The 23,130-nt window shown below is 64.5% G+C and carries 30 protein-coding genes and 1 pseudogene; 25 read left to right on the top strand and 6 right to left on the bottom strand.

The genetic code is table 11. The annotated features are described in order from the left end of the window. Positions 1-35: 35 nt before the first annotated feature. The gene (locus ACWPN8_RS13765; protein ID WP_492241144.1) at positions 36-584 is read right to left on the bottom strand and encodes a superoxide dismutase family protein; all 549 of its coding nucleotides are present in this window, start codon (positions 582-584) and stop codon (positions 36-38) included. 170 nt (positions 585-754) lie between these two features. Here ACWPN8_RS13765 and ACWPN8_RS13760 point away from each other — a divergent pair, with 170 nt between their 5' ends. The 5 genes and pseudogenes from ACWPN8_RS13760 (at position 755) to ACWPN8_RS13740 (ending at position 5,007) form a co-directional block, all read left to right on the top strand. Continuing rightward, positions 755-1,201, top strand: coding sequence for a Fur family transcriptional regulator (locus ACWPN8_RS13760; RefSeq protein ID WP_376957359.1), 447 nt, complete (start codon positions 755-757; stop codon positions 1,199-1,201). After that, positions 1,198-1,422 (top strand): hypothetical protein, encoded by a 225-nt coding sequence (locus ACWPN8_RS13755; RefSeq protein ID WP_492241143.1) that lies wholly within the window; start codon positions 1,198-1,200, stop codon positions 1,420-1,422. Before ACWPN8_RS13760 ends, ACWPN8_RS13755 begins: the two co-directional genes overlap by 4 nt. 323 nt (positions 1,423-1,745) lie before the next feature. After that, a pseudogene (locus ACWPN8_RS13750) lies at positions 1,746-2,399 on the top strand (phage capsid protein); the annotation flags it as partial. Positions 2,400-2,606: 207 nt separating this feature from the next. Beyond that, positions 2,607-3,671 (top strand): nucleoid-associated protein, encoded by a 1,065-nt coding sequence (locus ACWPN8_RS13745; protein WP_492241142.1) that lies wholly within the window; start codon positions 2,607-2,609, stop codon positions 3,669-3,671. Next, a complete protein-coding gene (locus tag ACWPN8_RS13740) occupies positions 3,637-5,007 on the top strand; it encodes a hypothetical protein (RefSeq protein ID WP_492241141.1) in 1,371 nt (456 codons plus the stop codon). Before ACWPN8_RS13745 ends, ACWPN8_RS13740 begins: the two co-directional genes overlap by 35 nt. A 13-nt stretch (positions 5,008-5,020) precedes the next feature. On the opposite strand, the gene ACWPN8_RS13735 is transcribed toward ACWPN8_RS13740, so the two are convergent. The 3 genes from ACWPN8_RS13735 to ACWPN8_RS13725 form a co-directional block, all read right to left on the bottom strand. Beyond that, positions 5,021-6,148 carry a tyrosine-type recombinase/integrase gene (locus ACWPN8_RS13735; RefSeq protein WP_492241140.1) on the bottom strand — a complete coding sequence of 376 codons (1,128 nt, stop codon included), beginning with the start codon at positions 6,146-6,148 and terminating at the stop codon, positions 5,021-5,023. Continuing rightward, positions 6,084-6,398 (bottom strand): helix-turn-helix transcriptional regulator, encoded by a 315-nt coding sequence (locus ACWPN8_RS13730; protein WP_085090270.1) that lies wholly within the window; start codon positions 6,396-6,398, stop codon positions 6,084-6,086. Before ACWPN8_RS13730 ends, ACWPN8_RS13735 begins: the two co-directional genes overlap by 65 nt. A 69-nt stretch (positions 6,399-6,467) precedes the next feature. Beyond that, on the bottom strand, positions 6,468-7,190 hold the full coding sequence (locus ACWPN8_RS13725; protein ID WP_492241139.1) for a hypothetical protein: 723 nt from the start codon (positions 7,188-7,190) through the stop codon (positions 6,468-6,470). Positions 7,191-7,634: 444 nt separating this feature from the next. Here ACWPN8_RS13725 and ACWPN8_RS13720 point away from each other — a divergent pair, with 444 nt between their 5' ends. From ACWPN8_RS13720 to ACWPN8_RS13710, 3 genes are all read left to right on the top strand, one after another. After that, positions 7,635-7,808 carry a hypothetical protein gene (locus ACWPN8_RS13720; protein ID WP_492241138.1) on the top strand — a complete coding sequence of 58 codons (174 nt, stop codon included), beginning with the start codon at positions 7,635-7,637 and terminating at the stop codon, positions 7,806-7,808. A gap of 144 nt (positions 7,809-7,952) precedes the next feature. Then, on the top strand, positions 7,953-8,189 hold the full coding sequence (locus ACWPN8_RS13715; RefSeq protein WP_492241137.1) for a hypothetical protein: 237 nt from the start codon (positions 7,953-7,955) through the stop codon (positions 8,187-8,189). Then, positions 8,186-8,722, top strand: a complete 537-nt coding sequence (locus ACWPN8_RS13710; protein ID WP_492241136.1) for a hypothetical protein — start codon at positions 8,186-8,188, stop codon at positions 8,720-8,722. Before ACWPN8_RS13715 ends, ACWPN8_RS13710 begins: the two co-directional genes overlap by 4 nt. A 196-nt stretch (positions 8,723-8,918) precedes the next feature. On the opposite strand, the gene ACWPN8_RS13705 is transcribed toward ACWPN8_RS13710, so the two are convergent. Further along, positions 8,919-9,593: an XRE family transcriptional regulator gene (locus ACWPN8_RS13705; protein WP_492241135.1), complete on the bottom strand. Its 675-nt coding sequence runs from the start codon at positions 9,591-9,593 to the stop codon at positions 8,919-8,921. A 457-nt stretch (positions 9,594-10,050) separates the two neighbouring features. Here ACWPN8_RS13705 and ACWPN8_RS13700 point away from each other — a divergent pair, with 457 nt between their 5' ends. The 10 genes from ACWPN8_RS13700 to ACWPN8_RS13655 all read left to right on the top strand — a co-directional run bounded on the left by ACWPN8_RS13700 (position 10,051) and on the right by ACWPN8_RS13655 (position 16,570). Continuing rightward, a complete protein-coding gene (locus tag ACWPN8_RS13700; protein WP_492241134.1) occupies positions 10,051-10,236 on the top strand; it encodes a hypothetical protein in 186 nt (61 codons plus the stop codon). 6 nt (positions 10,237-10,242) lie between these two features. Next, positions 10,243-10,485: a hypothetical protein gene (locus ACWPN8_RS13695; protein ID WP_492241133.1), complete on the top strand. Its 243-nt coding sequence runs from the start codon at positions 10,243-10,245 to the stop codon at positions 10,483-10,485. Between the two features lie 314 nt (positions 10,486-10,799). Next, positions 10,800-11,351 (top strand): hypothetical protein, encoded by a 552-nt coding sequence (locus ACWPN8_RS13690; RefSeq protein ID WP_492241132.1) that lies wholly within the window; start codon positions 10,800-10,802, stop codon positions 11,349-11,351. Further along, positions 11,348-12,289, top strand: a complete 942-nt coding sequence (locus ACWPN8_RS13685) for a hypothetical protein (RefSeq protein WP_492241131.1) — start codon at positions 11,348-11,350, stop codon at positions 12,287-12,289. The genes ACWPN8_RS13690 and ACWPN8_RS13685 overlap by 4 nt, the downstream gene beginning before the upstream one ends. After that, positions 12,289-13,578, top strand: coding sequence for a DUF2800 domain-containing protein (locus tag ACWPN8_RS13680; RefSeq protein WP_492241130.1), 1,290 nt, complete (start codon positions 12,289-12,291; stop codon positions 13,576-13,578). The genes ACWPN8_RS13685 and ACWPN8_RS13680 overlap by 1 nt, the downstream gene beginning before the upstream one ends. Before the next feature lie 39 nt (positions 13,579-13,617). After that, on the top strand, positions 13,618-14,193 hold the full coding sequence (locus ACWPN8_RS13675) for an ssDNA-binding protein (RefSeq protein ID WP_492241129.1): 576 nt from the start codon (positions 13,618-13,620) through the stop codon (positions 14,191-14,193). 70 nt (positions 14,194-14,263) lie between these two features. Next, complete coding sequence (locus ACWPN8_RS13670) at positions 14,264-14,536, top strand: DUF2312 domain-containing protein (RefSeq protein ID WP_492241128.1); 273 nt, start codon at positions 14,264-14,266, stop codon at positions 14,534-14,536. 26 nt (positions 14,537-14,562) lie between these two features. Then, the gene (locus ACWPN8_RS13665) at positions 14,563-14,886 is read left to right on the top strand and encodes a hypothetical protein (protein WP_492241127.1); all 324 of its coding nucleotides are present in this window, start codon (positions 14,563-14,565) and stop codon (positions 14,884-14,886) included. Continuing rightward, entirely contained in the window at positions 14,883-15,209 is a 327-nt protein-coding gene (locus tag ACWPN8_RS13660) for a hypothetical protein (RefSeq protein WP_492241126.1), read from the top strand. Before ACWPN8_RS13665 ends, ACWPN8_RS13660 begins: the two co-directional genes overlap by 4 nt. Further along, entirely contained in the window at positions 15,209-16,570 is a 1,362-nt protein-coding gene (locus ACWPN8_RS13655) for a hypothetical protein (RefSeq protein WP_492241125.1), read from the top strand. Before ACWPN8_RS13660 ends, ACWPN8_RS13655 begins: the two co-directional genes overlap by 1 nt. Before the next feature lie 53 nt (positions 16,571-16,623). Here the strand turns inward: ACWPN8_RS13655 and ACWPN8_RS13650 are convergent, their stop codons facing one another. Beyond that, positions 16,624-17,496, bottom strand: a complete 873-nt coding sequence (locus ACWPN8_RS13650; protein WP_492241124.1) for an HNH endonuclease — start codon at positions 17,494-17,496, stop codon at positions 16,624-16,626. 119 nt (positions 17,497-17,615) lie between these two features. On the opposite strand from ACWPN8_RS13650, the gene ACWPN8_RS13645 reads away from it, so the two are divergent. Genes ACWPN8_RS13645 through ACWPN8_RS13615 form a run of 7 tightly spaced genes read left to right on the top strand, consistent with a single transcriptional unit; the run spans position 17,616 to position 23,086 of the window. Beyond that, a complete protein-coding gene (locus ACWPN8_RS13645) occupies positions 17,616-18,587 on the top strand; it encodes a DNA-methyltransferase (RefSeq protein ID WP_492241123.1) in 972 nt (323 codons plus the stop codon). Beyond that, positions 18,584-18,985, top strand: a complete 402-nt coding sequence (locus ACWPN8_RS13640; RefSeq protein ID WP_492241122.1) for a hypothetical protein — start codon at positions 18,584-18,586, stop codon at positions 18,983-18,985. Before ACWPN8_RS13645 ends, ACWPN8_RS13640 begins: the two co-directional genes overlap by 4 nt. Next, positions 18,982-19,194 (top strand): DUF7220 family protein, encoded by a 213-nt coding sequence (locus ACWPN8_RS13635; protein ID WP_492241121.1) that lies wholly within the window; start codon positions 18,982-18,984, stop codon positions 19,192-19,194. The genes ACWPN8_RS13640 and ACWPN8_RS13635 overlap by 4 nt, the downstream gene beginning before the upstream one ends. Next, positions 19,194-19,712 (top strand): NUMOD4 motif-containing HNH endonuclease, encoded by a 519-nt coding sequence (locus ACWPN8_RS13630; protein WP_492241120.1) that lies wholly within the window; start codon positions 19,194-19,196, stop codon positions 19,710-19,712. Before ACWPN8_RS13635 ends, ACWPN8_RS13630 begins: the two co-directional genes overlap by 1 nt. Further along, the gene (locus tag ACWPN8_RS13625) at positions 19,705-21,816 is read left to right on the top strand and encodes a DNA polymerase (protein ID WP_492241119.1); all 2,112 of its coding nucleotides are present in this window, start codon (positions 19,705-19,707) and stop codon (positions 21,814-21,816) included. The genes ACWPN8_RS13630 and ACWPN8_RS13625 overlap by 8 nt, the downstream gene beginning before the upstream one ends. Continuing rightward, positions 21,813-22,727, top strand: a complete 915-nt coding sequence (locus tag ACWPN8_RS13620; protein ID WP_492241118.1) for a hypothetical protein — start codon at positions 21,813-21,815, stop codon at positions 22,725-22,727. Before ACWPN8_RS13625 ends, ACWPN8_RS13620 begins: the two co-directional genes overlap by 4 nt. Further along, complete coding sequence (locus ACWPN8_RS13615; RefSeq protein ID WP_492241117.1) at positions 22,724-23,086, top strand: HNH endonuclease; 363 nt, start codon at positions 22,724-22,726, stop codon at positions 23,084-23,086. Before ACWPN8_RS13620 ends, ACWPN8_RS13615 begins: the two co-directional genes overlap by 4 nt. The last annotated feature ends 44 nt before the right edge of the window (positions 23,087-23,130 follow it).

The raw sequence follows: 23,130 nt of genomic DNA, 5'->3' as shown, positions 1-23,130 counted from the left end.
GCATACGGTCGCGCCCCGTGGCTTCGCGCGGAGGCTTACGGCTTCTTGATCACGCCGCAGGCGATGCGGTCGCCGGAATTGCCAGCCGGTTGGCTGAGGTAATCGTCGGGCTGGGCATGAACGACGATCGAGGTGCCGCCCTGCTTGAACAGGCCGTCGGCGCCGTCGGTCAGGGTGACCATGTGGGTGATCGCCTCGAACCCGGCCTTGCCGGCCTCGTTGGCCCAGATGTTGGGCAGCTCGCCGTAATGCATGTGCTCGGCCTCCAGCCCGTGCTTGGCGCCCTGGGCGGCGAAATGGCCGCCGGCCGCCTTGAAATCGGGGGTGCAGGCACCGTTTTCGTGGATGTGGATGCCGTGCCAGCCCGGCGGCAACCCTTCCAGCTGGCCATGCACCAGGATGCCGTGCGGGAATTTGGTGAAGGTGACGGTGCCCAGCGGCTTGCCCTGCGCGTCGGCGACGGCGGCCTGGGCGGCGGGAGCAGGGGTGGCGGCGGTGGCGGATTGCTGGGCGAGCGCCGGAGCGGCGGCCAGCGACAGGCCGGCGAACAGCAGGGCCGGGGTCAGGGACAGGGTGCGGGGCATTCTGGTGGGTCCTCCGTCTTGAGTGTTGGCCTGTTGGCCGGCGCCCCCGGCCGGCGCGTTTGGACGGCCGGCAAGGGGGACGACTTCACGCCGCTGCGAAACCGCTCTGGGATTGCGAACGGTTTTCAGTATGATGGGGGCATCGGCAAGCAAAGACCAGGGTTGGGGTTATGACGTCGCGTCTGGAAGCGTTGTGCATGGAAAAGGGCCTGAAGATGACCGGCCAGCGTCGTGTCATTTCGCAGGTGTTGTCGGAGGCGGACGACCACCCCGACGTCGAGGAGGTGCATCGCCGCGCCGTGCAGATCGACCCGCGCATCTCCATCGCTACCGTCTACCGCACCATGCGGCTGCTGGAGGATGCGCAGGTGATCGAGCGCGTCGACCTGGGCGACGGCCGCGCACGCTATGAAGAGGCGACGGCGGACCACCACCATCACCTGATCGACACCCGCACCGGCCGGATCATCGAATTCGCCAGCCCGGAGCTGGAGGCGATGAAGGAGCGGATCGCCCACGAGCTTGGCTACAAGATCGTCGGCCACCGGCTTGAAATCTACGGGGTGCCGCTGGACGACGCGGCCGACGGCGCCCGGGATGAGGAGGAGCGTCCATGACCGATCCCCGTTTCCCCGAGGCCGACCAGCCCGTCGCCGAGGCCATCGCCTGCCGGAATGCGGTACAGCGCTGCTACTCCGGCCTGTGCCGCTGCGGCCAGCCGGAGCGCTATGCGCTGGAGGCGGCGGTGACCGTCTACCGCTACCACCATCCGGAGATTCCGCCGGCCCAGGCGGAGACCATCGTCAGCCATTGGGTGGCGGGACCGGTTCGGCATTGAGGGTCCGGGCGGCAAGATCGCCTCAGTGGACGTTTTATGAAAATAGTCCTTGATCGTCTCCGCATAAAGTCCTAAAACCAAACCTGTCAAGGCGACGGGTCCGCCCCCGGACATCGCGCCCGACAGCACCAAAGCTCCCCCCTCGCTTCGGTCCGAAAAGGGCCGGCCGGACACTCCCAATGTCCGGCCGGCCCTTTTTGTTTTCGCGTTTCGCCCGCGGCCGGCGCTGCGTCCTGCACGCACCCCCGACAACCGGATGGCGGAACGTTCCCCCCGCCTTGCTCCCCGCGGGATCCGCAGGAACGCGAAAGGAAACCATACCCATGTCGACCAGCATCGCCCAGGCATTCGTCAAGCAGTTCGAGCGCGAGGTCCATGAGGCTTACCAGCGCATGGGTTCCAAGCTGCGCAACACCGTGCGCGGCAAGAACAATGTGCAGGGCGCCTCCACCGTCTTCCAGAAGGTCGGCAAGGGTGCCGCCGCCACCAAGTCGCGCCACGGCGCGGTTCCGGTGATGAACCTGGACCACACGCCGGTGGAGTGCGCGCTGTACGACTTCTATGCCGGCGACTGGGTCGACCGGCTGGACGAGCTGAAGACCAACATCGACGAGCGGCAGATCATCGCCAATGCCGGCGCCTATGCGTTGGGCCGCAAGACCGACGAGCTGCTGATCGCCGAGCTGAACAGGTCCGTCAACTATGCCGGCAGCGCCACCGACGGGCTGACCAAGGCCAAGATCCTGACGGCCTTCGAGATGATGGGCGAGGCCGACGTGCCGGACGACGGCCAGCGCTATGCCGTCGTCGGCTGGAAGCAGTGGAGCCAGCTGCTGGGGATCGAGGAGTTCGCCAGCGCCGACTATGTCGGCTCCGACGAGCTGCCCTGGCGCGGCACCCAGGCCAAGCGCTGGCTCGGCACGCTGTGGCTGCCGCATTCCGGCCTGACGCTGAGCGGCACCGTCCGGCTCTGCCACTGAAAGTCGATGACATTGATTTTTCTGCGTTTTTCAGCCGTTTTGCAACAGTTTGCAGCGATCCTTCTCAGCGCTATGTGACCATTGAAGATCACAAATCAAAGCCGCGAAGCGCATACTATAGTATGCGAAACTCGAGGTGCTAGATCTCTATACCGAAAAGGATTATCCATATTCTCCGCCGTCTAATCTTGTTGCGGAGTTGCTATGTCGGTCGCTGACGTTGTCGATACTGATACCATTATTATTGAGCGAATGATCTTCCATATTGTCGGGGCTCAGCTAGCTGCGGCGGATTTGCTCGAAGAAATCGTCGACGTGACTCCGTATGAAGATTTTTTCGCTGAACGATTGAAGTCGGCCTTTCGAGGAGCGGCTTACCGCTTCAAAGTCGCATCAACGATGCGTGACAAGGTGAAGGAGGCTCTGGATTCAGCTGATAGGTTTGTTCCAGTTTCTCATGTATTGGCAGCGCGTTTCCAAGAGCTGTACCTGATCGATAAGAGGCTCTCGCCTGGGGCCGTCATGTTTTTTCTGTTTCGGCGTGGTGATGATCGCTTCGCTGCAGTTTTGAAGTTTGATGACACACGTGTCATCGCTTACCGTACAGAAGTTCGTGCGGGTAGGAAGCATGCTGTGCTTCAGGATCTGATGAATACGTTCGTCCAAGAGCGTGCTGCAATGCAAAAGTCGGCCGTTATCAAGATTGAAGAAGAAGGCGGCCAGCTTCTTTGCACTGACCGTAGCGGGCATCATGGGGATCTAACTGACCGCTTCCGCGATTTCTTGGATGCGCGGCGCGAGATGACCCATGCAGATATGACGAAGCGGCTTTTTGATGCCATCATGAATACGGGGCGCGCATGTGCGGATGAACTTCCGAGGGAGGTCCGTAGCCAGCTTCGCGGACGTGCACGCCAAGCCCTAGAGCGCATGGGGGGTTACAATCCTGAGCAACGAGCAGAACTCGTGCATGCGGTGTTCGGCGCCCTTGACGAAGACTCAAAAGTTCATGAAAAGTTCTCTTCTGCGCTTAAGGCGGCCAAAATCCGTGATGAGCCTATCCGCTTTGACACCGCCAATCTCCCTGTTGGAGCTAGGCGCATTAAGGAGACGACTGAGGGCGTGATGGTGGTCTATAAGCTAGAGGACGTGGAGTCTGGCGTCGTTCGGTTTACCGATGCGCCAGGAGGTCGGAAGCAGATTGTAATCGAAACGGACGGCTTTTTGCTCGACGATGACCTGGACGATAAAACTCGCATCCGCCGTTAAGCGCCTAGCAGCCGAGAGCGGAACCTTAAACGAGACAGCGGAAGCGCTTGTCGCTAGCGGTCGCCTCACGGCTTTAGACCAACTGCAGGAACTGGTGAGCTTGGCAGCGGATGCTGCCAAGTATAATGTTCTGTTGACCGTAAAGGATGGGATAAACGAAGATTTCGACGTTGCAAATTCATCTGAGGAATTAATACTAGGACAAGAAGTCCGCATACGGGTATCCAAAGGAATTGGGAGTCTTATTAGATTTTTTACGTTCGAAGGGTTTTGTAACGGCCTTACATCTCCGGATGTTATGCGGGGTGCAAGGCGGATACTGATTGCAGAAGAATTTTCGCCATTCCGTTCATTATCCTGTGATGTGCAGCCTTGGGATGAAGAGGCGAATGAGCTCGGTATCCCTGTTGGCGCTACAAGCGCAACAGAGATTGATCCGAGGAAAATCGTTCGCGATTTGACGGGAAATTCTCTGCCACCTCTTATCGATTTTTGGCTTCTGGCTCATAAGCCAGAAGCAGGCTCACGAATATTCGAAGCGTGGATGGATGCGTCAGCAAATGCCCTCATCGCTCTGCCCGCTGCCGAGATTTGGCCTGACGGAAGCGAATGTAAGGTCACGTTGGCTGGCCCTCGAAAGCGGACGCTGCGTTTCAATGCAAAAGCAATCAAGCCGCATTCTATCCACGCGGCTTTAACAGATGCAGTCCGATGGGTTTGTGATGTTCCTCGCGAAGCAGAGGTCAGGCACACACTGTTGGTTAAGCGACTGGCCACCGAGTGGCCGGCCGACGATCCATCCTGGGAAGAGGGACTCCCTCGTGTTCTCGGCGTTGCACTTGATGGTGCAAAGGCTGATTACAAAGCCCATCTCCATGAAAAAACAGCTGAAACACTCAAGGCTCTTGGTGACCTTAGAAAAGCGCTCAATGAAGAGACCGCAAAGGTTGTCGAGAGAACCCAGGGCTTAACTGCAGCATTGTTCCGTGACCTTGCATTAGCGATTGGAGCACTTTCCGTTCGTATGCTTGCATTAGCAGGCGATGGCAAGGCTCTGTCAGGGACTCGCTATGTTGTCTTGGCAATGGCGATCTGGATGATCGTCAGCTTATTATTGAGCTTGAAAACAAACCGCCGGTTCCTGCGTTTGCAGTCTCGCATGCGTGCATCTTGGCATCGTCGTATTCACGCAGTTCTCTCTAGCAGAGATTTCAATGCGTTGGCTCGTCGGCCACTGAAAGAAGCAACAAAGGCATATCGTGAGACAGCGCAATGGGTTGGTTTGATTTATCTAATTATTGCGTTTGCACTTGCCACCATTGGAATTGTGGTATAGTTCCGCAGTTGACCTACCTCGCCAAAGTGATCACATTCTGATCCCCTGGCTCATCAACGGCCCGCGCCAGCTTCCCAAACGCTCCCAGCGCCAGCTTCCTCGTCCGGGCCTGATAATCGCGCAGGCTGGTCTCTGACCGGCCTGCATGCCCGGAGATCGAGGACACCTCGGCATCGGTGCAGCCGGCCTCATAGAGCCGCGTGATCGCCGTGCCGCGCAGGTCGTGCCAGTGCAGGTCCACATCCTCGCCCAGGACCGCGTCGCGCAGCTTGCGCCATTGGTAATCGACGTTGCCGGGCTCCAGCGCCCGGTATCCCCGCTCGCCGTCCCAGGGCAGCAGCGCACCGCCACAGTCGGGCAGGTCGAGCAGCTCGTCCATCAGCTCCTGGAGCGGGGGCAGGGCGAACACCGGGATCCAGACCTGGGCGCCGGTCGTCTTCCGTGTCTTCGTCGGGATGACGTGCAGCCAGCCGTCGCGGTAGTGGTCGCGCCGGATGCTGCACATGTCCCGCTGACGCACCGCGGTCAGCAGGGCGAACCGCATCGCCCGCGCCAGATGGGGCGGGGCGGCGGCCAGGAGGGCGGCCTCCTGCTCGCCGGTCAGGATGATGTCCTTGCGGGTGCCGTGGCTGGTCAGGCGCTTGATGCGGGATGCGTGGTTCACATCGACCATGCCGCGGTCGTAGGCGAACTGGAGCATCAGCGACATGAGCCCGGTGATCTTGTCGGCCTTCGCCGGTGTGGCGGCCAGCTCATCGCGCCAGCGGTAGAAGTCCTCCCGCACGCGCCGACGGCTGAGGTCGGTCAGGGTCTGGAACTCGAACCGGTCGATGATCTCGCCGATCATGCGGTCGCGGTCCTGGCGCGTCTTCGGCACCAGGGCGAGGTATTCGGGGCTCTGCTGGTAGGCGTGGCCAATGACCTTCCAAGCGGACTCGGGCTTCTTGGCCTTCGCGCGGCGCGGCCGGCCGGCGCGGCGCGCTCGGCGGAGGCTGGCCTCGAACTCGGCGGTGCCGGGCTCTCCCTCCAGCTTCTGGTTGGTCGCGCGGTCGTAGTGGTAGACGCGGACGGAGCCGTCAGCGAGCGTGCGCCTGACGCTGTTTATGCCTTTTGGCTTCGTGGGCTTCGCGCCGCCGGTCATAATCGTCGTCCTCCGCTTCCTGCATCTTCGACGCGAAGGGACCGGAGTCAACAGCCCGGTCGATTGCAACCCGATCCCAGGTGATCCGGCCTTCCCGGGCGCCGCGTCGGACGCCCGGTGGCCAGATGCCGGCGTTCACCTCCTCGTCGAAGGTGGTCGTCGACACCCCGAGGTAGGCGGCAGCCTGCTCACGGCTGAGGAAGCGCGGCCAGAAGGGCAGGGCGGCCATGTCATCGAGTCGCGCGACCATGCTGGTACCGATCCTCCGGGTGGGTGTCGTGCCGGTTTCCAGTGCCGGCATGGGACAAGGTGGGTAGTGTCAACCGGCGTCGACCGGCGGCGAGAGTGCCTGCCCGACGACCCGGCCGATGATCATGGCGTGCTCGGTCGTCATGTGGCCGTCGTGCCCGATGCCCAGCCCGACGAAGCCCACCCAGCCGAGCCGGTGGTACCGGACGAAGTGATGGATCGGCGCATCCTCCAGCAGGGTGTGGAGAGCGAGCGTGCCGTTCAGGAGCCGCACGGCCACCTGTTCGCCCTTCCGGTAGCAGGGCGGCGTCATGTCGATCAGCTGGCCCTGGACGACGGCATAGCCCTCGCGCAGGCCCACCAGCCCGGCCGGCGGTGCGGCGGCGATCTTCGGCGCGTCCCTGGTCGATCCCTCGACGCGGAGCCGGTATTCGTTTGGGGCCTTCTGGTGCGGCCCCTTCCGGCGCCAGAGCAGCTTGCGGTCGACCAGGGCGTTCACGACGGTGCTGATGGTCGAGTAGCGGACACCGCTGCCGGTGGCGACATCCGACAGCGCAATCGGCGTCCACGACTCGGCCGACAGCCGGGGCTCCAGATAGGCCCAGACCTGACGCGCCTTCTCCGGTAGGTCCACCGAGAGGCCGGGCGGCTGGTCGTGGTGGGCGGCGTCGTTGGCGGCCTGGGCAATCTCGCCGGTCAGCAGGCCGCGCCGGTAGGCCATGAAGACCTCGATCACCTCCTTGCGGACCTGTGCGGCCTGGGGCGTCCGGGACAGCATGCAGATGACCAGCACCTGACCCTCGTTGAGCCAGTACTCCTTACCGGGCCGGCCACGCGATGGCGCAACCAATGATTTTGTTGCCGCCGACATCAAAATCTCGCCGTGCATCTCTAGCTCATTGCGATTGGCGGCGATGAGCGTTCGCACCGATCTCAGTTGAGCCATTCCCAGCCGCTCCGCGACTCGAAGGTCCAAGATGCGGAGCTCATCGTTGGCGAAGGGCTTGATGTCCGTAGGTGTCAGAGAGAGGGCGGCAGCCATGGCAGGCTACTCCTTGATTATGATGTTGCAGAAGCGCATGCTATCACGAGATTTGCTATATTCAATATCAGGAAGGCTATGCAGATAACAATTCCCGTTTGCCCGGTAGCATCGCTCGCCCTCATACCCCGTTCCATGATCACGGGTCGTCAAATCCGAGGTGCATGCGGACTGCTGGGTTGGAACCTTAAGCAGTTGGCTGAGAAGTCCGGCGTCAGTTGGGCCACGGTTCAGCGTATGCAGATGGAAAATGGAATACCGGGGCAAAGCGCACAAAAAGTTGCAGCAGTTGAGGCTGCACTGGTCGCCGCCGGTATTGAATTCATCGAGGACGATGGCGTGAAGCTACGTCGGCCATCGGCGCAATAAGCGGGTCTGGAACAACCGCTCCGATATCCCATGCGCCTGATGCATCGCATTCCATTCGGTTTTAAGTGCGACACGGTATGCCTAGGATGACAGGTCAATTGACGTGTCGAACTTATTTGTCGTACAAGGCGGAGCAAGCCCGCAGTGAATGCGCGCACCAACAACTCTGTCTGGCACGCCCCAATGGACCAAGCCAAGGTCGACGAGTTCAAGGCCCTCCTCTCCGGCAAGGGCCTGCGAGACGTTTCTCGTTGGACGCTTCCGAACGACGACGTACCGTTCAACGAGGACGATGCCCTCGCTGACTTCATGGACGGTCTGGATGCCGCTTTCGACGCCAACACCGCTGTTATCTCCAATATCGGTGCCGCGAAAAAGTGATTGCGATTCCGGATGGAGAAGATGATCTCAGCGTTCCCAACAACGACGCTGAGGAGCTGGAGCGGACGGCTCGTCGTTGCGCGTTCTTTTCGGACGCCTTCGAGGGGTATAATTCGCGCCTCAAGAAATTCGGCATCGACAGTGCCACGATGAGCGCTGTGTTGCTGGGAAATTGTGTAGAAAGCTATTTTCTCGATATCCGCCGCCTCAAGACATTTCACGGCATGGAGCGAGCGGATCGGTTCAAGATTGCCAGCTATTCCCTGAAATGGCTGAGCAAAATCAAGCCTATTCAAATCGGTCCCCTGGGGCATTTGCCGCCTGACGCTCAAAAGCGCGGCCTTTTGGTGAATGCGGACTTCGGGTTGATTTGCGCGATGTTGATTGCAAAAATTGATAACGCCAAGGTTGAGCCTCGCCTCCGCTCCGGGATGCTCTACTCCGCGCATTATCGCGAAATCGAAGCCGGTAACATGGCTTTGCATATGTGGACCTTGGCTCAGGCTTACCCCCGCACGCCTAAAAAGGCCTGAGCGCAACTCACTAAGCACTGCCCCCGCATTCTTAATAACCCCGCCCGCCATCCGGCCGGCGGGTTTTTGCGTTTTGGCCTGTCCAAACAAAGAGCGCCTCCCGGTTGACCGGCGGGCTTGATGCCCAACCGCAGGGAGACGCTATGCCGAGGTGGTGTTTTCAGTCCAGAGCTTTCTAAATCCAATCCGGTATGGATTATGGCTCCTGCAGCCCGACGACGGTATGGACGGTGTCGAGGTCTTCCTCGGCCACGGTGAACTCGCGTGCCTCCGGTTGGTACTCCCGCAGGACCACGCCCTCTGGCGACCGCCGGACGAACTCCTTGATCAGTATGGCTTGGTTCCGCTTCACGACGATGACGCCGGCACCGCAGGCCGGGGGCTTGTAGGGGTTGATGTGGAGGATTTGAGCCGGCCGGAAACGGGGCATCATCGATTCGCCGACCACATACATGCCGTACGGATCGCGGGCGTTCTTCAGGTAATCCGGCTTCTTCACCCAGTCGATGGGGCCGTCCTCCAGGAACATCTCCTGATCGACACCGCCGCGCGCAGCAGCGCGAACGGGCATGCTTTCGTGCGGGTTGTTGGGAAGGACCATGGGGGTAGGCTGCATGGCGCCTGCATTCCGCAGGGCGCCTCCAGCGCTCTTGAGCTCTGATCCCGGTAAAGGGGGCTCTAAGAGGTCCAGCCCTAAGAGCACCGTGGGCTCGACGCCCAGCGGCTTCGCGAGTTTCACGGCCCAGTCGACGGTCATCTTCCGCTGACCGGCTTCCAGCTTGTTGATCTGCGGCTGCGAGGTCCCGGCCAGTTCTGCCAGCTTCTCTTGGCTCAACCCGGCGGCCTGCCGCAATTCGCGCAATGTGCTCATGCTTGAACGATACCGTCCTGGTATTAGAAAGTCCACATCGGTTTGCACATTACGCTTGCCGGTATATTCTGAATTGGTGTAATCCAATTCGTTATGACGCTGGACCAATGGTTAGCCCTCGCTCGGCACACGGAAACGTCCTTCGCGGCCTTAATCGGTGCGACCCAGGCAGCGGTCAACCGGTACAGGCGCGGTAAGCGCATCCCTCAGCCTGACGTGATGGCCAGGATCGTGAAGGAGACCGGAGGTCTCGTCACGCCGAACGACTTCTACGGCTGCACCATGGAGGTCAACGCCCACGGCTCCCCGGGGCCGCCGAAGCCATCCCGCAAGCGTGGGCGCCCGCCCAGCCCGGCGGACCAAGCGGCACTGTAAGCGCCATCCCTTTTGCTCCCGACAATTCGAACACCAACCTATGCGCCGGCCGATCTGGCGCGAACGCCAGAGGTTTGCCCACATGCCCCGAACCGTTGCCCGTTCCGATGCCGAGATTGACGACCTGCTGAACCGCTGCTCCGCGCTGTTCGACGCTGGCGGCGACGGAAGCCTCCAAGCCGCTGCGATTTCCAACGCCTTCGAGTGGCTATACGGCGACATGGACCTCGACCCGCTCGCGTGCTTCCCCGAGCCGGAGGAGGACTGATCCGCCATGGACGACCACATCCTCCGTCCCATGGGTGCCGCAACCCTGCGCATCGAGCCCGACACCCAGCCCGGCCGGCTGATCGCCTCCATCACCGACGAGCGGGACTACTGCCTGACGCGCCACAGTGTCACCTCTGACGTAGCCGGCGCCTTGGCGATGGAGGCGATGGGTCAGCACTACCTGAGCGCCCGCTCGGGCGAGTTGTGGCTCTGTCACCGCGCCAATCAGCTTTCCCGCGCCACCTGAGTTTCGCGGCCAGCCCGCGTCCGAGGCCCGCGCCCTCCATCCATCCGGGCGTGTGGCGTTTCCTCCCAGACCTCTCGCCGCCGGGCGGCCCCCAAAGCCCGGCGGCACCTATTCCCAGCCCCTTACCCAGCGATGGGTGGGGCCTTAAGGCGTTGCGGACACCCGGCGCAACTGGGCTACCCCGCCGGCAAGCCGCTCTCCGATATCGCGCGGCGCCCCTCCGGGAGCCCGACGCCAATGGCCGAGTTTTTCCTCCTGCTCCTTCTGTACGTCGTGCTGCTCGGCATCGGCGTCGCGCTGGGCTGGTAGCCGCCATGTCCCTTCTCTTCACCATCGATCCGGGCCTGGACGGCGCCGTGACCAAGCTGCGCCACCGGGGCGGCCTGATCGTCGATTTGCGCATCTTCGACATGCCGACGGTCGAACGCCCGGTCGGCAAGGGCAAGGCGCGCACCGTCCGCCGCGAACTGGATTACGCCGGGCTGCGCGAGCTGCTGCTGCCCGATCCCTGCGAGGCGGTCGACGCCGTGCTGGAGGAGGTCGGCCCGATGCCGTCGGACGGCGCGGTTGGAGCCTTCAAGTTCGGCACCTGCTATGGCGGCATCCGAGGCGTCCTGGCTGGGCTGCACATCCCAGTCACCCTGGTTCGGCCGAACGAATGGAAGCGGGCGCTCCGCGTCCCGGCGGACAAGACCGCAGCCCGCGCCAGGGCATCCGAACTGCTCCCGGCCTATGCGGGCAATTGGCCCCTGAAGAAGCACGACGGCCGGGCAGAGTCCGCACTGCTTGGCCTCTGGGGGCTGCGCTTCCTGTCCGGCCAGTCGCCCATCGACCCGGACGCTGATCTGGAGGCGATGCTGGCATGAACAACAAGGCCCGCCTGGACAAGCAGCGGCGCGACGACCGCGCGCTCGCCCGGATCGCCAAAGAGCACCGGGCGCGTGAACTCGCCGAGCTGCAAGCCGACCCGGCCGGCCGGAACCTGATGGCCCTTCTGGACGAGTTGCGCGCCGCGCCGCTCGACCGCTGGGCACCGATCGTCACGAAACAGCCCTGGCTGTTCGCACAGCCTCCCGAATTCCGGACCACGGCGGTTCGGCTCCTGGATGACCTCTGGTGCGACCTGCTGGCCGCCACCGGAGGCGACCCGATGAACGAACCGGCCCCGTGGGACGAACCGAGCGCCTTTCAGCGCATCCGCTGGGCGCTCTCCACCCCGCAGGCCGCTCCCCGGCCTGCACCCACCACCGCAAAGGCGAGACCAAAAATCATGCTGACGATGACGCTCAACGGCCCCGAAGACGTGCCGGTGCTCCGCTCCACCCTGACCGCCCTGCACGGCGCGCTCTGCGGCACCACGGCCCTGACGGCGCCGGCCGCTGTGGACGACGACGCCGACGGTCAGGCGGGCGAGCCCACCCGCCGGAAGCGCCGGACGAAGGCCGAGATCGAGGCGGACAACGCGGCTGCCGCCGCCGCTGCCCAGCAGGCCGCCCCGTCCACCGCCACCCCGGCCACCCCGGCCGTCCCGACGCCCGCGGCTCCGGAAGAGGAAGACCCGCTGGCGATGCTGGACGACGGCCCCGCGCCCACCCCGGCCGCTCCCGCCAATCCCTGGGATGTCTGCTTCACGAAGACCTACAGCCGCGACGAGGTGAACACGGCCCTGCGTGGCTGGGCGACCAAGGCCGGCGGCGCGGCGACCCGCAACCTGCTGAACCACCTGGGCGCCCAGAACTCCAGTTCCATCGCGCCGGAGAAGTTCTCCGAGTGCATGGCCGTCATCATGGGCAAGCCGATCTGATGACCGCCGTGGTGCATGCCGAGCGCGCACATGCGTCGCTCGGCGCATCCGGGGCTTATCGCTGGATGGCGTGCCCCGGATCCGTCGCCCTGACGGCCAATCTGCCCAATCCCACAAGCCAGTATGCCGCCGAGGGCACCGCCGCACACGAAGCGCTGGAACTCTGTCTGTCCGGCAAGCACGACGCCGTCGAGATGATCGGCCGGCGGTTCGGTAAGTGCGAGGCGTTCCCGGACGGCTTCGAGGTGGACGAGGAGATGGCGGAGGCCGTTCAGGTCGCCATCGACTGGGTGCAGCAGGTGATGGAGCCCGGCGACGTCCTTTTCCTGGAACGCAAGTTCGACCTGACGCCACTGGCGCACACCCGGCCGGCCCTGGCCGCGGCGGGCGTGGCGATGTTCGGCACCTGCGACATCCTGATCTGGAAGCCGGCGCTCGGCTGGCTCTACGTCGCCGATTACAAGCACGGCAAGGGCGTGCCGGTGGACGTCGTGGGCAATCCGCAGCTCCGCTATTACGCCCTTGGCGCGCTGGAGGCCATGGCGGCTGAAGGGGCGTATCCGTCCCGCGCCGTCCTCTACGTCATCCAGCCGCGGGCGTTCCACCGCTCCGGCCCGGTGCGGTCGGACGATATCGACGTGCTCGATCTGGTGGACTGGTCGGACAGCCTCATGTCCGCCGCCACCGAGACGACGGTGGAGGCCCCGCGCCTCGCGGCCGGCGACCACTGCAAGTTCTGCACGGGCGCGCATCTCTGCCCCGAGCTGGACCGGCACAGCCGTGCGCTCGCCGTCGCCGAGTTCGATCCGGTGCCCGCTCCGGACGAGGTGTTCACGCCGCCGGATCCGTCCACGCTGACCCCGGAGCAGTTGGCCCATGTGCTGGACCGTGCCGAGATCGTCGAGACGTGGATCAAGGCGGTTCGGGCACACGCCTTCCGCCTCCTCGACAGTGGCGCAGCGGTGCCCGGCTACAAGCTGGTGCAGGGCACCGGTCGCCGGAAGTGGGCCGACGACATCGAGGCCGCCATCGTCCTGTCCGAACTGGGCGTTGCCGATGACGACTATGCGCCCCGCAAGATCGTCACGCCCGCCCAGGCCGAGAAGGTGCTTGGCGCCGTGCTGAAGCAGCAGGGCGTCAAGGGGTTCGCCAAAGAAGCCAAGACCAAGCTCTGGGGCCTGACCGTCACCCTGCCCGCCGGCGCCACGCTGGCGCGCGATGAGGACCCGCGCCCGGTGCTGGCTGGCGCCACCGGCGCCGCGGCCGAGTTCGACGCCATCCCCGACTGATTTCCACCACCACCCCTAAGAGACCAAAGGACCAAAGACATGGCCGAATCCAAGTCGCGTCTCCTCACCCCCAAGGCCCGCCTGCTGTGGGCGGCCGATCTGTTCACCGCCCAGGCCAACGACGCCGGCAAGATGATGTTCGGCTGCACGCTCGTGTTCGATGAGGCCGCGCAGCAGACGCCCGAGTTCAAGGCGATCCTCCTGGCCTACAAGGAAGTGCGGGACGCCACCCTGGCGAAAGAGAAAGGGGCGGACCCGGCGGACTACCGGAACCCCTTCAATAAGGGCGACAAGAAGGCGTCCAAGTTTGCCGGCTACGCGCCGGGCAGCATCTATCTGAACGTCAAGACGAAGTTCAAGCCGCAGGTGATCGGTCGCCGCAAGGAAGACCTGACCGAAGAGGACTGTTACTCCGGCTGCTACGTCCGGGCGACGCTGGAACGCCCGTATTTCTACGAAAACAAGGGCAACAAGGGGTTCAGCTTCGGGCTGGGCAATGTCCAGAAGATCGCGGACGGCGACCGGCTGGGCGGCGGTGCGTCGGCCGAGGACGAGTTCGACGCCGTGGATAGCGGCGGCACCACCGGCGACGACCTCGACGACCTGCTCGCCTGATTTGGGCTCGCTGCCGGGGTGCGTTGCGCCCCGGCGGCCCGCGCCACCCGATAACCCGTGAGGACCCGCAATGAGCGGCATCGGACACAACAGCGACGTCGGCGGCATCGCCCGTGACCGCCTGAAATCCTTCGTCGAGCGCATCGAGCGTCTTGAGGAAGAGAAGCGCGGCCTGCAGGAGGACATCAAGGAAATCTACGCGGAGGCGAAGGGCACCGGCTTCGACACCAAGATCATTCGCATGGTCATCCGCCGACGCAAGATGGACAAGGCGGACCGCCAGGAACAGGACACGATCCTGGAACTCTACGAGGACGCCCTCCTCGACGAACTGCTGGCCTGAGGCGCGCGATGGCCGCGGCGCGCACCTTGTCCCCAGCGAGCGAACTGGCGTTGGCCGCTGGGCTCTATGTCGGGAAGCCTTTCCCCGATCCGGTCACCGCGGCTGGCCGGCTGCGCCGCGCCCTTGAGGCGCTGGACGGCTGCCCGTTGGGCGAGGGGCTGGGCGCTCTGCGTGACGCCGCGGCCCGCCACCTTACCGGCCAAGCCGAAACGCCCACGGCGCTGGATGACGCGCTCCGCGCCTACTGCGCCGCGCGCACCTCAGCCCGCCATCGCGAACAGCCGCCTATGCGCCGCTCCCTCGGCGGCGCGACGCACGCCCACCACTCCGCCCCGGAGGACGAGCTGTGACCCTAGACAATGACCTCCTGGACCTGTGGCTGCTAGCCGGCTTGGTTGGCGGTCTGGACGAACCGACCGCCAAGCAGTTGATCGAGGAGTTGCAGGAACTTCGCGTCGAGGCGGAAGCCGCCGCAGCCGACACGCGGACGAAGATCGCCAAGGACATGTCCCTCCCGCTCGACCGTCACGACCGCGCGGTAAAGCGGCTGGAAGAGCTTCGCGACGATCTGGCTGCCCGCATGTCCGACTTCAACGAAGAGATCACCGCCGCGCTGACCGAGATCGGCGAGGCCGGTGACGAACTCCACACGATCAAAGAGGCGGACGTTTGATGGACGCCTATGCCGAATTCCTCCGCCGGAAGGCCATCATCGACCCGCCGACCGGCCTGACCGAGATCCCGGACCTGCCCGACTGCCTGTTCCCGCACCAGCGCGACATCGTGCGGTGGGCGCTCCGCCGCGGGCGTGCCGCTCTGTTCGCCGGCACCGGCCTGGGCAAGTCGCTCATGGAGCTGACCTGGGCGCACGCCGTCCACCGCGCCACCGGGCGCGACGTCCTGCTGTTCGCCCCGCTGGCCGTGGCTGCGCAGATGGTCCGCGAAGCCGAGAAGTTCGGCATCCCGGCCGCGCAGGTCGCGCACCAGATCGACGTTGCGCCCGGCGTAAGCGTCACGAACTACCAGAAGATCGAACACTTCGATCTGAGCTATTTCGGCGGCGTGGTGCTGGACGAGAGCAGCATCCTCAAGAGCTTCTCCGGCTACTTCCGGAACGCGCTGATCGAGGCGTGCGCGGGCATTCCCTACCGGCTGGCCGCCTCGGCGACGCCGGCCCCGAACGACTTCATGGAACTGGGCAACCATGCCGAGTTCCTGGGCGTGATGAGCTACACGTCCATGCTCGCCACCTTCTTCGTTCACGACGGCGGCGACACTTCGAAATGGCGGCTCAAGGGCCACGCCGAATCGGAGTTCTGGCGCTGGATGTGCTCTTGGGCCGTCATGCTGCGCAAGCCGTCCGACCTGGGTTACCCCGACGGGGCGTACAAGCTGCCGCCCCTGCACCAGCTGCTCCACGCGGTGGAGACCGGCGGCGCCCCGGCCCGGACGCTGCGCGAGCGGCTGGCCGCCCGCCGCGGCACGCTGGAGGCCCGCGTTGCCCGCGCCGCCGCCATCACCCCGACCGACCGGCCTTTCGTATGGTGGTGCAACCTGAACGACGAGAGCGCGGCCCTGGCGGCATCCATCCCCGGCGCCGTCGAGATCCGGGGTGGTGAGCCCGAGGATGTGAAGGAGCGCAAGCTGGTCGACTTCAGCGAAGGCCGGATCCGGACGCTGATCACCAAGCCGTCGATCTGTGGGTTCGGCATGAACTGGCAGCACTGCGCCGATACCGGCTTCGTCGGGCTGAACGACAGCTTCGAGCAGCTCTATCAGGCCATCCGCCGCTTCTGGCGTTTCGGCCAAACCCGGCCGGTCACCGTCAACTTGGTCGCCGCCGACGTCGAGGGCGCGGTGCTGGAGAACCTCCAGCGCAAGGAGGCCGCCGCCGACCGGATGGCCGAGATGATGGTGGCGCACATGGCCAATCTCTCCTCCGACCTCGTGCGTGCCACCTCGCGCGACCGGGGCGACTACAACCCCACCCTGCCGCTCCGGCTCCCGGACTGGCTGACCAATGAGGCTGCGTGATGACCTCGCCCTTTACCGGCACGGCGCTGCCGACGATGCGTTCGGTGGCCGACTTAGGCCATGGCCCTTTGACGTCGCTGCCTGCGCGGGTGCGCCGGAGCTTGTCCCGCATAGATTTGGCTGATCTGCCTGGCCAGTGCGTCGTTCATCTCCTTGCCTCCGGCGCCGTGATGAATATGCGTATGGCAGGTCGGACAGATTCCAGCCATATGCCTCGGATCATCGGGCCCGCCATCGCTTACCCGACGAATGTGATGCGGCTCCAAATATGGGCCGCCACCTCTACGCTGGAATGGCGCGGGCTGCCCACAGCATTCGCATACGCCGGCGGCTCGCCTCAGCACGTACCGTTTGACAACCGCGCTGCGTTGGTAGATGCGCCGTGGAGCGCCTTCTATTGGACCTGCATTGCCAGTGTCCGCCGCAGCGAATGCACGCCGCCGCAGTTCTTCAAGGTCCAAATCAAGATCGTCTTGATCGGCCACTTCTTCAATGTCGTTGAACGCTTCAATCGGGACGAGCCGAAATACGATCGCTGTGCGCATATTGAGCAAGCGATCTGGGGCTTGCTCTTCAGTAGCGCCGGCACAAAAGAACTGTCCAACGAAACGCAATCCGCCGGCACGGGGCTGTTTCTCGAAGAGCAACAGGTCTTTCCCATTCCGGAGATGATCGCGGATCGCCTTGTTGCCTTTTGTGAATCGCATCGGCCCAACTTGGCCTTCACCGAAGTAACGGAAGATCTGGCGGTCCTCTGTCCACCCGTCCGCATACCCGTGCTGCACTCCGCTTTCGCCGGTGATTGCGAAGATCACCGGCTGTCCGGCGGGTGTGATGATACCACCTTGCTCCTGCCCACGGTACGGGCCGTGGATATCTCGCTGACGGTTGTAAATTCGATCGCGAACGAAATCCCCGAAGGTCATCTGGCAAACCTATGCGTTGGTTTGCGCGATCGTATTTCCGCGACCTTGGCGTGTCATCCCGAAACCGACCGGTCTGGACCCTCCGTCCAGCGGCATCGCGCGGCGGGGGGCTCGGCGCGATGATCAACGCCATCAACCAGCACGTCACCGATCGGTATGCCCTCTACCACGGCGACGCCTGCGAGCTGATCCGGGCCATCCCGGACAACAGCATCCATTTTGGGGTGCATAGCCCCCCGTTTGAAGGGCTCTACAAGTTCAGCAACTCGGACCGGGACATCAGCAACGGCGAGGGCGAGGTGTTCTGGCAGCACTATGGCTTCCTGATCGGGGAGTTGCTGCGCGTCACCGTGCCCGGCCGGCTGCACAGCGTCCACGTTATGCAGCTGCCGACCACCAAGTTCCGCGATGGCTTCATCGGCATGCGCGATTTCCGCGGCGACGTCGTGCGCACCTATCAGGCCGCCGGATGGATCATGCATTCCGAGGTCTGCATCTGGAAGGACCCGGTCACCGCCCAGCAACGGACGAAGTCCATCCGCCTGCTGCACAAGCAGGTCTGCAAGGACAGCACGATCAGCGGCCAGGGCCTCGCCGATTACGTCGTCACCTTCCGCAAGCCCGGCGACAACCCGGAACCGGTTGCCGATCAGTTCGACGCCTACATCGGCGAAGGGCTGGACGTGAGCTATGCCGCCTACCAGCGGGAAGCCGCCGTGCGCGCCGCCAAGGGGCAGGCGCAATGGCCCTTCGAACAGTGGCGCTCCATCCTGGTCTGGCAGCGCTACGCCTCGCCCGTCTGGATGGACATCAAGGCCACCCGGACCCTGCAATACCGGGGCGGGCGGGACGAGAAGGACGAGCAGCACATCTCGCCCCTGCAACTCGACGTCATCGAGCGCTGCATCGACCTGTGGAGCAATTCCGGAGACACGGTGCTGACGCCCTTCGCCGGCATCGGCTCGGAGGTCTGGTGCGCCGTGAACATGGGGCGCCGCGGCATCGGGTTCGAGCTGAAGGAAAGCTATTACCGCCAAGCCCTGAAGAACCTGGGCGAACTCGACGCCGAACTGGAGGCGCTGCTGTCATGACGATCCTGGATGCCGCCCTGGCCGCCGTGCGCACCGCGCCGGCCGGCTCCCTGAAACTCAGCCGCACCGTGGCCTACGCGCTGGGCGACGGCGACTCAGTCAGCCGCAGAGCCTTCGAGCTTTACGGCTCGGCGATGCACCCGGAAGGCCAGCCCAAAAAAGGACCGGTCTGGCTGCCGCCGCAATACACCGAGGCGCTTGGCACGGCCGGCAAGCCGCTTCCCGAGGGCTGGAGCCTGTGGAGCGGCATGAGCCGCAGCGGCCCCTTTGCCGTCGCCTCCCACCCCGAACATGGCGAGCTGCGTGAAGTCGCAGCCACTGAAACCCTCGCCCGTCTGGCCGCCGCCCTGCGCGCCCGGATTGAGGCCGCTGCCGACCTGGAGGCCCTTCTGTCATGACCGGCCAAACCCGCATCATGTCGCTGCTGGAGGCCTCTGCGAACACCATGTCGGGCTTCGCCCTGTCCTGGGTTGCGGGGCTTTTCGTCTATCCGCTGTTTGGCGCCTCTTTCACGGCGGCGCAGAACACCGGGATCTCGCTGATCTACACCGCGATCAGCCTGGGCCGGTCCTACTGCTGGCGCCGCCTCTTCAACAGGGGGCGCTGATGCCGACCCGCGAAACTTGGCGCCCGGTGCCGGGCTTCGAAGGGCTGTACGACGTCAGCGACCTCGGGCGCGTGCGCTCGCGAGATCGCGTGTACATGCAGATCTCACGCAATGGGAATCTGCACGAGCACTCGATGCGCGGCCGGTTGCTGCGCCCCGGCCCTCTCGGGTCACTCGGGCACCTGTGCGTCGTGCTGGGGCGGGGTAACACTCGGACCGTCCACTCGCTGGCGCTCGAAGCCTTCGTCGGCCCGCGCCCCGCGGGGCAAGACATTCTCCACATAAACGGAGACGCGGGGGATAACGCTCTGGTTAACTTGAGATACGCTTCGCGCTCCGAGAACAATGTCGACATAAGCCGGCACGACCGGAGAAAGCTGAAGATTTCTCAAATCAAAGACATAAGGCGGAACAACACCGGGCGACACTACGACGCCGAGGTGCTGGCTGCTCTACACGGATGCTGCGCATCTCAGATTTGGAACATCTGGACAGGGAGGCATTGGCGCCATGTCTAGAGTTTTGCATTTGGACTTCGAGACAAAAAGCACCGTCGACCTGCGGAAGGCGGGCGTCTACCGCTATGCCCAGGACCCGACGACGGATGTCTGGTGCGCCTGCTTCGCCGTCGACGAAGCCCCGGTGCAGGTCTGGACGCCCGGCCAGCCGGTCCCGGACGCCTGGGTGCGGGCCTGCGATGAAGGTTGGGAGGTTCACGCCCACAACGCGCAGTTCGAGCGCGTTGTGGTCAACTACCTGCTTGCCCGCCGCTATGGCTGGCCGGCCCCGCGCCTGGAGCAGTGGCACTGCACGGCGGCTCTCGCAGCAGCCATGGCCGTGCCCCGGTCCCTGGAAGAGGCGCTCCGCGTCATGGGCGTGGCCGTCCAGAAGGACATGGAGGGCTATCGGCTGATGATGCAGATGGCCCGGCCGCGCAAGCCGACGAAGGATCATCCCGGCCTGCGCTGGTGGGACGAGCCGGCGAAGATCGAGCGGCTGATCGCCTACTGCAAGGTGGACGTGGATGGCGAGCGCGCCCTTGGCGCCCGTCTGCGCAAGCTGTCGCCGGCGGAGCGCGCCGTCTACCTGCATGACCAGCTGATCAACGACCGCGGCATCAAGCTGGACATCGGGCTCGTCAACGCCGCGCGCGAGTTGACCACCAACGCCCAGGCCATGCTGAACAAGGAGTTGGAGGAGGTCACGCGCGGGTGGGTGGCCGCCGCCACCAAGGCGAAGGACCTGACCGCTTGGCTGGCCGCCGAGGGCATCGAGGCGGACAGCGTCGCGAAGCCGGCCGTGCGGGCGATGCTGGCCGATCCGGACACGCCGAAGGTGGTCCGCCGTGCCCTGGAAATCCGCCAGGAGGCCGCGAAGTCCAGCACGGCCAAGCTGACCGCCATGCTGGCCGCAGTGTGCGCGGACGAGCGGGTGCGCGGCCTGCTGCTCTATCACGGGGCCGGTACCGGCCGCTGGGCGGGCAAGCTGGTGCAGCCGCAGAACTTCCCGCGCGCGTCCGCCAAGGACGACGTGATCGCCTTCATCCTGGAATGTGCCGACGCTGCGCTGGTGTCGATGCTGCTGGGCGCGCCGCTCGCCATCGTCGCGTCCCTGCTGCGCCCGTGCCTGATCGCCGCCGACGGGCACGACCTGCTCGCCGCCGACTATTCGAACATCGAGGGCCGGGTGACGGCATGGTTCGCGGGCGAGACCTGGAAGATCCAGGCCTTCCGCGACTATGACACGATCATCGGCACCACCCCGGACGGCAAGCCGGAGCGCAAGGGGCTGGACCTCTACGTGCTGGCCTACGCCCGCTCGTTCAGCCTGGACCCGTCTGAGGTGGACGACCAAAAGCGCCAGATCGGCAAGGTCATGGAGCTGTCCATGGGCTTCCAGGGCGGCGTCGGGGCCTTCCAGAACATGGCGGCCAACTATGGCGTGAAGGTCCCGGACGAAGAGGCCGACCGGCTGAAGCGCGCATGGCGCGAGGCGCACCCCGCCGTCGTGCAGATGTGGCGCGATCTTGAGGAAGCGGCGCTGGACGCCGTGCGTCGGCCGGGCGAGGTGGTCAAATGCCTGCGTGGCCGCATCGCCTTCCGGGTGAAAGGCGGCTTCCTGTGGATGGTCCTGCCGTCCGGGCGACCGCTGGCCTACGCCTCGCCCAAGGCCGAATTGGCCGAGATGCCTTGGGACGACGAGAAATGGGAGCCATGCGCCGATGAAGCGACGGCCATCCTGGATCACGGCGACGCGCTGATCGAATTCGACCCGGTGCGCCGGCGGGCTTTGGTGCGCCGCCCGGCCATGAAGGAGGCGGTGACTTTCTGGGGCGTGGACAGCAAGACCCGGAAGTGGAGCAAGCAGAAGGGCTACGGTGGGCTGTGGACCGAGAACGCCGTCCAGGCCACCGCCCGCGACATCATGACCAACGGCATGGCGGGCGCCGAGCGCGCTGGCTACCCCGTGGTGCTGACCGTCCATGACGAAGTGGTGACCGAGCCCCCGGAGGGGCACGGCTCCGTCGACGAATTCCAGAACATCATGTGCGACCTGCCGGCCTGGGCTGCGGGGCTTCCCGTCGCGGCGGCCGGCTGGCGCGGAAAGCGGTATCGGAAATGAAGCGCATCGCCATGTTCAGCGGTGGCGTTGGGAGTTGGGCGGCTGCTCGGCGCGATGCCGATGAGCATGGCGCCGCCGACCTGACGCTCCTGTTCACCGACGTGATTTGCGAGAGCGGCGACCTGTACCGCTTCCTGATCGAAGGTGCGTGCAACATCTTCGACCAGCAGCCCCCGGCGGACCTGCTGGCTTGGTGGCGCACGGTCCCGGAATACCACGAGGATCCAGCCGCCCGCGCCCAGGCGCTCGCCGCGCTCCGGACGGAGATGCGCGCCGTCCTGCCGCAACTGGTCTGGCTGGCTGACGGGCGGAGCCCTTGGCAGGTCTTCGAGGAAGAGCGCTTTCTCGGCAACAGCCGCCGCGATCCATGCAGCCGCATCCTGAAGCGGGAACTGGCGGATCGCTGGCTTCGGGACAATTGCGCGCCGGAGGACACCTTGGTCCTGGTGGGCATCGATTGGACCGAGGAGCACCGTTACGTTCGGCTCAGCGGGCTCCGCGCGCTGGAAGGGTGGTGGTACGAAGCGCCCATGTGCGATGCGCCCTTCTACATGAAAGACGCCATGTTCGCGCTTCTTGCGCTCGCAGGCATCGCCCCTCCGGTCCTCTACGGGCAGGGCTTCGCGCATAACAACTGCGGCGGCTTTTGCGTGAAAGCAGGCATCGGCCATTTCGTTCTTCTGCTCCGGGCCATCCCGTCCCTCTACGCATTTTGCGAACGCGAGGAGCAGCGGATCATCCGGCTTATCGGAAAGCCGGTCGGGATTCTGACTGACCGGCGAGGTGGCAAGCGCGTGCCCATGACCTTGCGCCATCTCCGCGAGCGGGTCGAGGCCGGGGAGAAGTTCGACCGGTTTGACCTCGGGGGGTGCGGTTGCTTCTCGGGCGTCGAGGAGCTTGAGCCAACATGACCCGCCTGTATGCCGCTCATCTCCAGTGGCATCCGGGCATCCGTTGCCACTACTGCGGCGCCGTCCTGGGCAAGCCGGGCCGGAACCTGCCGCACAGCTTCAGCCGCGATCACATCGTTCCGCGCAGCCGGGGAGGCTCGAACAGCGCAAGCAACCTCGTGCCATCCTGCCGCGCCTGCAACCTGGATAAGGGGAACATGCTGGTCGAAGAGTGGCGGCGCGCCCGCGCTCTGCGCCAGTTCCCCAGGTTCACCCCCGAACAGACGCAATGGCTGGAAGCCCTTGGTTTCCAGTTTCCCAAGCCCACTCCCGTCTTCTTCTGGTTCGAGCGGGACACCCTCGAATACATGCTGTCCTGAGAGGCGCAATGACTTCGTTCCGCGCATGGTTCGACGCCGGCTTC

The organism is Azospirillum sp. UENF 112521 (assembly GCF_058780665.1).
Note: the sequence above shows the minus strand (reverse complement) of the source record. Positions and strands in the feature narration are given on the sequence as shown.

Coding starts and splice junctions, on each gene's coding strand:
- ACWPN8_RS13765 (WP_492241144.1), bottom strand. CDS start 584: ATGCCCCGCACCCTGTCCCTGACCCCGGCCCTGCTGTTCGCCGGCCTG.
- ACWPN8_RS13760 (WP_376957359.1), top strand. CDS start 755: ATGACGTCGCGTCTGGAAGCGTTGTGCATGGAAAAGGGCCTGAAGATG.
- ACWPN8_RS13755 (WP_492241143.1), top strand. CDS start 1,198: ATGACCGATCCCCGTTTCCCCGAGGCCGACCAGCCCGTCGCCGAGGCC.
- ACWPN8_RS13745 (WP_492241142.1), top strand. CDS start 2,607: ATGTCGGTCGCTGACGTTGTCGATACTGATACCATTATTATTGAGCGA.
- ACWPN8_RS13740 (WP_492241141.1), top strand. CDS start 3,637: ATGACCTGGACGATAAAACTCGCATCCGCCGTTAAGCGCCTAGCAGCC.
- ACWPN8_RS13735 (WP_492241140.1), bottom strand. CDS start 6,148: ATGACCGGCGGCGCGAAGCCCACGAAGCCAAAAGGCATAAACAGCGTC.
- ACWPN8_RS13730 (WP_085090270.1), bottom strand. CDS start 6,398: ATGGTCGCGCGACTCGATGACATGGCCGCCCTGCCCTTCTGGCCGCGC.
- ACWPN8_RS13705 (WP_492241135.1), bottom strand. CDS start 9,593: ATGAGCACATTGCGCGAATTGCGGCAGGCCGCCGGGTTGAGCCAAGAG.
- ACWPN8_RS13700 (WP_492241134.1), top strand. CDS start 10,051: ATGCCCCGAACCGTTGCCCGTTCCGATGCCGAGATTGACGACCTGCTG.
- ACWPN8_RS13695 (WP_492241133.1), top strand. CDS start 10,243: ATGGACGACCACATCCTCCGTCCCATGGGTGCCGCAACCCTGCGCATC.
- ACWPN8_RS13690 (WP_492241132.1), top strand. CDS start 10,800: ATGTCCCTTCTCTTCACCATCGATCCGGGCCTGGACGGCGCCGTGACC.
- ACWPN8_RS13685 (WP_492241131.1), top strand. CDS start 11,348: ATGAACAACAAGGCCCGCCTGGACAAGCAGCGGCGCGACGACCGCGCG.
- ACWPN8_RS13680 (WP_492241130.1), top strand. CDS start 12,289: ATGACCGCCGTGGTGCATGCCGAGCGCGCACATGCGTCGCTCGGCGCA.
- ACWPN8_RS13675 (WP_492241129.1), top strand. CDS start 13,618: ATGGCCGAATCCAAGTCGCGTCTCCTCACCCCCAAGGCCCGCCTGCTG.
- ACWPN8_RS13670 (WP_492241128.1), top strand. CDS start 14,264: ATGAGCGGCATCGGACACAACAGCGACGTCGGCGGCATCGCCCGTGAC.
- ACWPN8_RS13655 (WP_492241125.1), top strand. CDS start 15,209: ATGGACGCCTATGCCGAATTCCTCCGCCGGAAGGCCATCATCGACCCG.
- ACWPN8_RS13650 (WP_492241124.1), bottom strand. CDS start 17,496: ATGACCTTCGGGGATTTCGTTCGCGATCGAATTTACAACCGTCAGCGA.
- ACWPN8_RS13645 (WP_492241123.1), top strand. CDS start 17,616: ATGATCAACGCCATCAACCAGCACGTCACCGATCGGTATGCCCTCTAC.
- ACWPN8_RS13640 (WP_492241122.1), top strand. CDS start 18,584: ATGACGATCCTGGATGCCGCCCTGGCCGCCGTGCGCACCGCGCCGGCC.
- ACWPN8_RS13635 (WP_492241121.1), top strand. CDS start 18,982: ATGACCGGCCAAACCCGCATCATGTCGCTGCTGGAGGCCTCTGCGAAC.
- ACWPN8_RS13630 (WP_492241120.1), top strand. CDS start 19,194: ATGCCGACCCGCGAAACTTGGCGCCCGGTGCCGGGCTTCGAAGGGCTG.
- ACWPN8_RS13625 (WP_492241119.1), top strand. CDS start 19,705: ATGTCTAGAGTTTTGCATTTGGACTTCGAGACAAAAAGCACCGTCGAC.
- ACWPN8_RS13620 (WP_492241118.1), top strand. CDS start 21,813: ATGAAGCGCATCGCCATGTTCAGCGGTGGCGTTGGGAGTTGGGCGGCT.
- ACWPN8_RS13615 (WP_492241117.1), top strand. CDS start 22,724: ATGACCCGCCTGTATGCCGCTCATCTCCAGTGGCATCCGGGCATCCGT.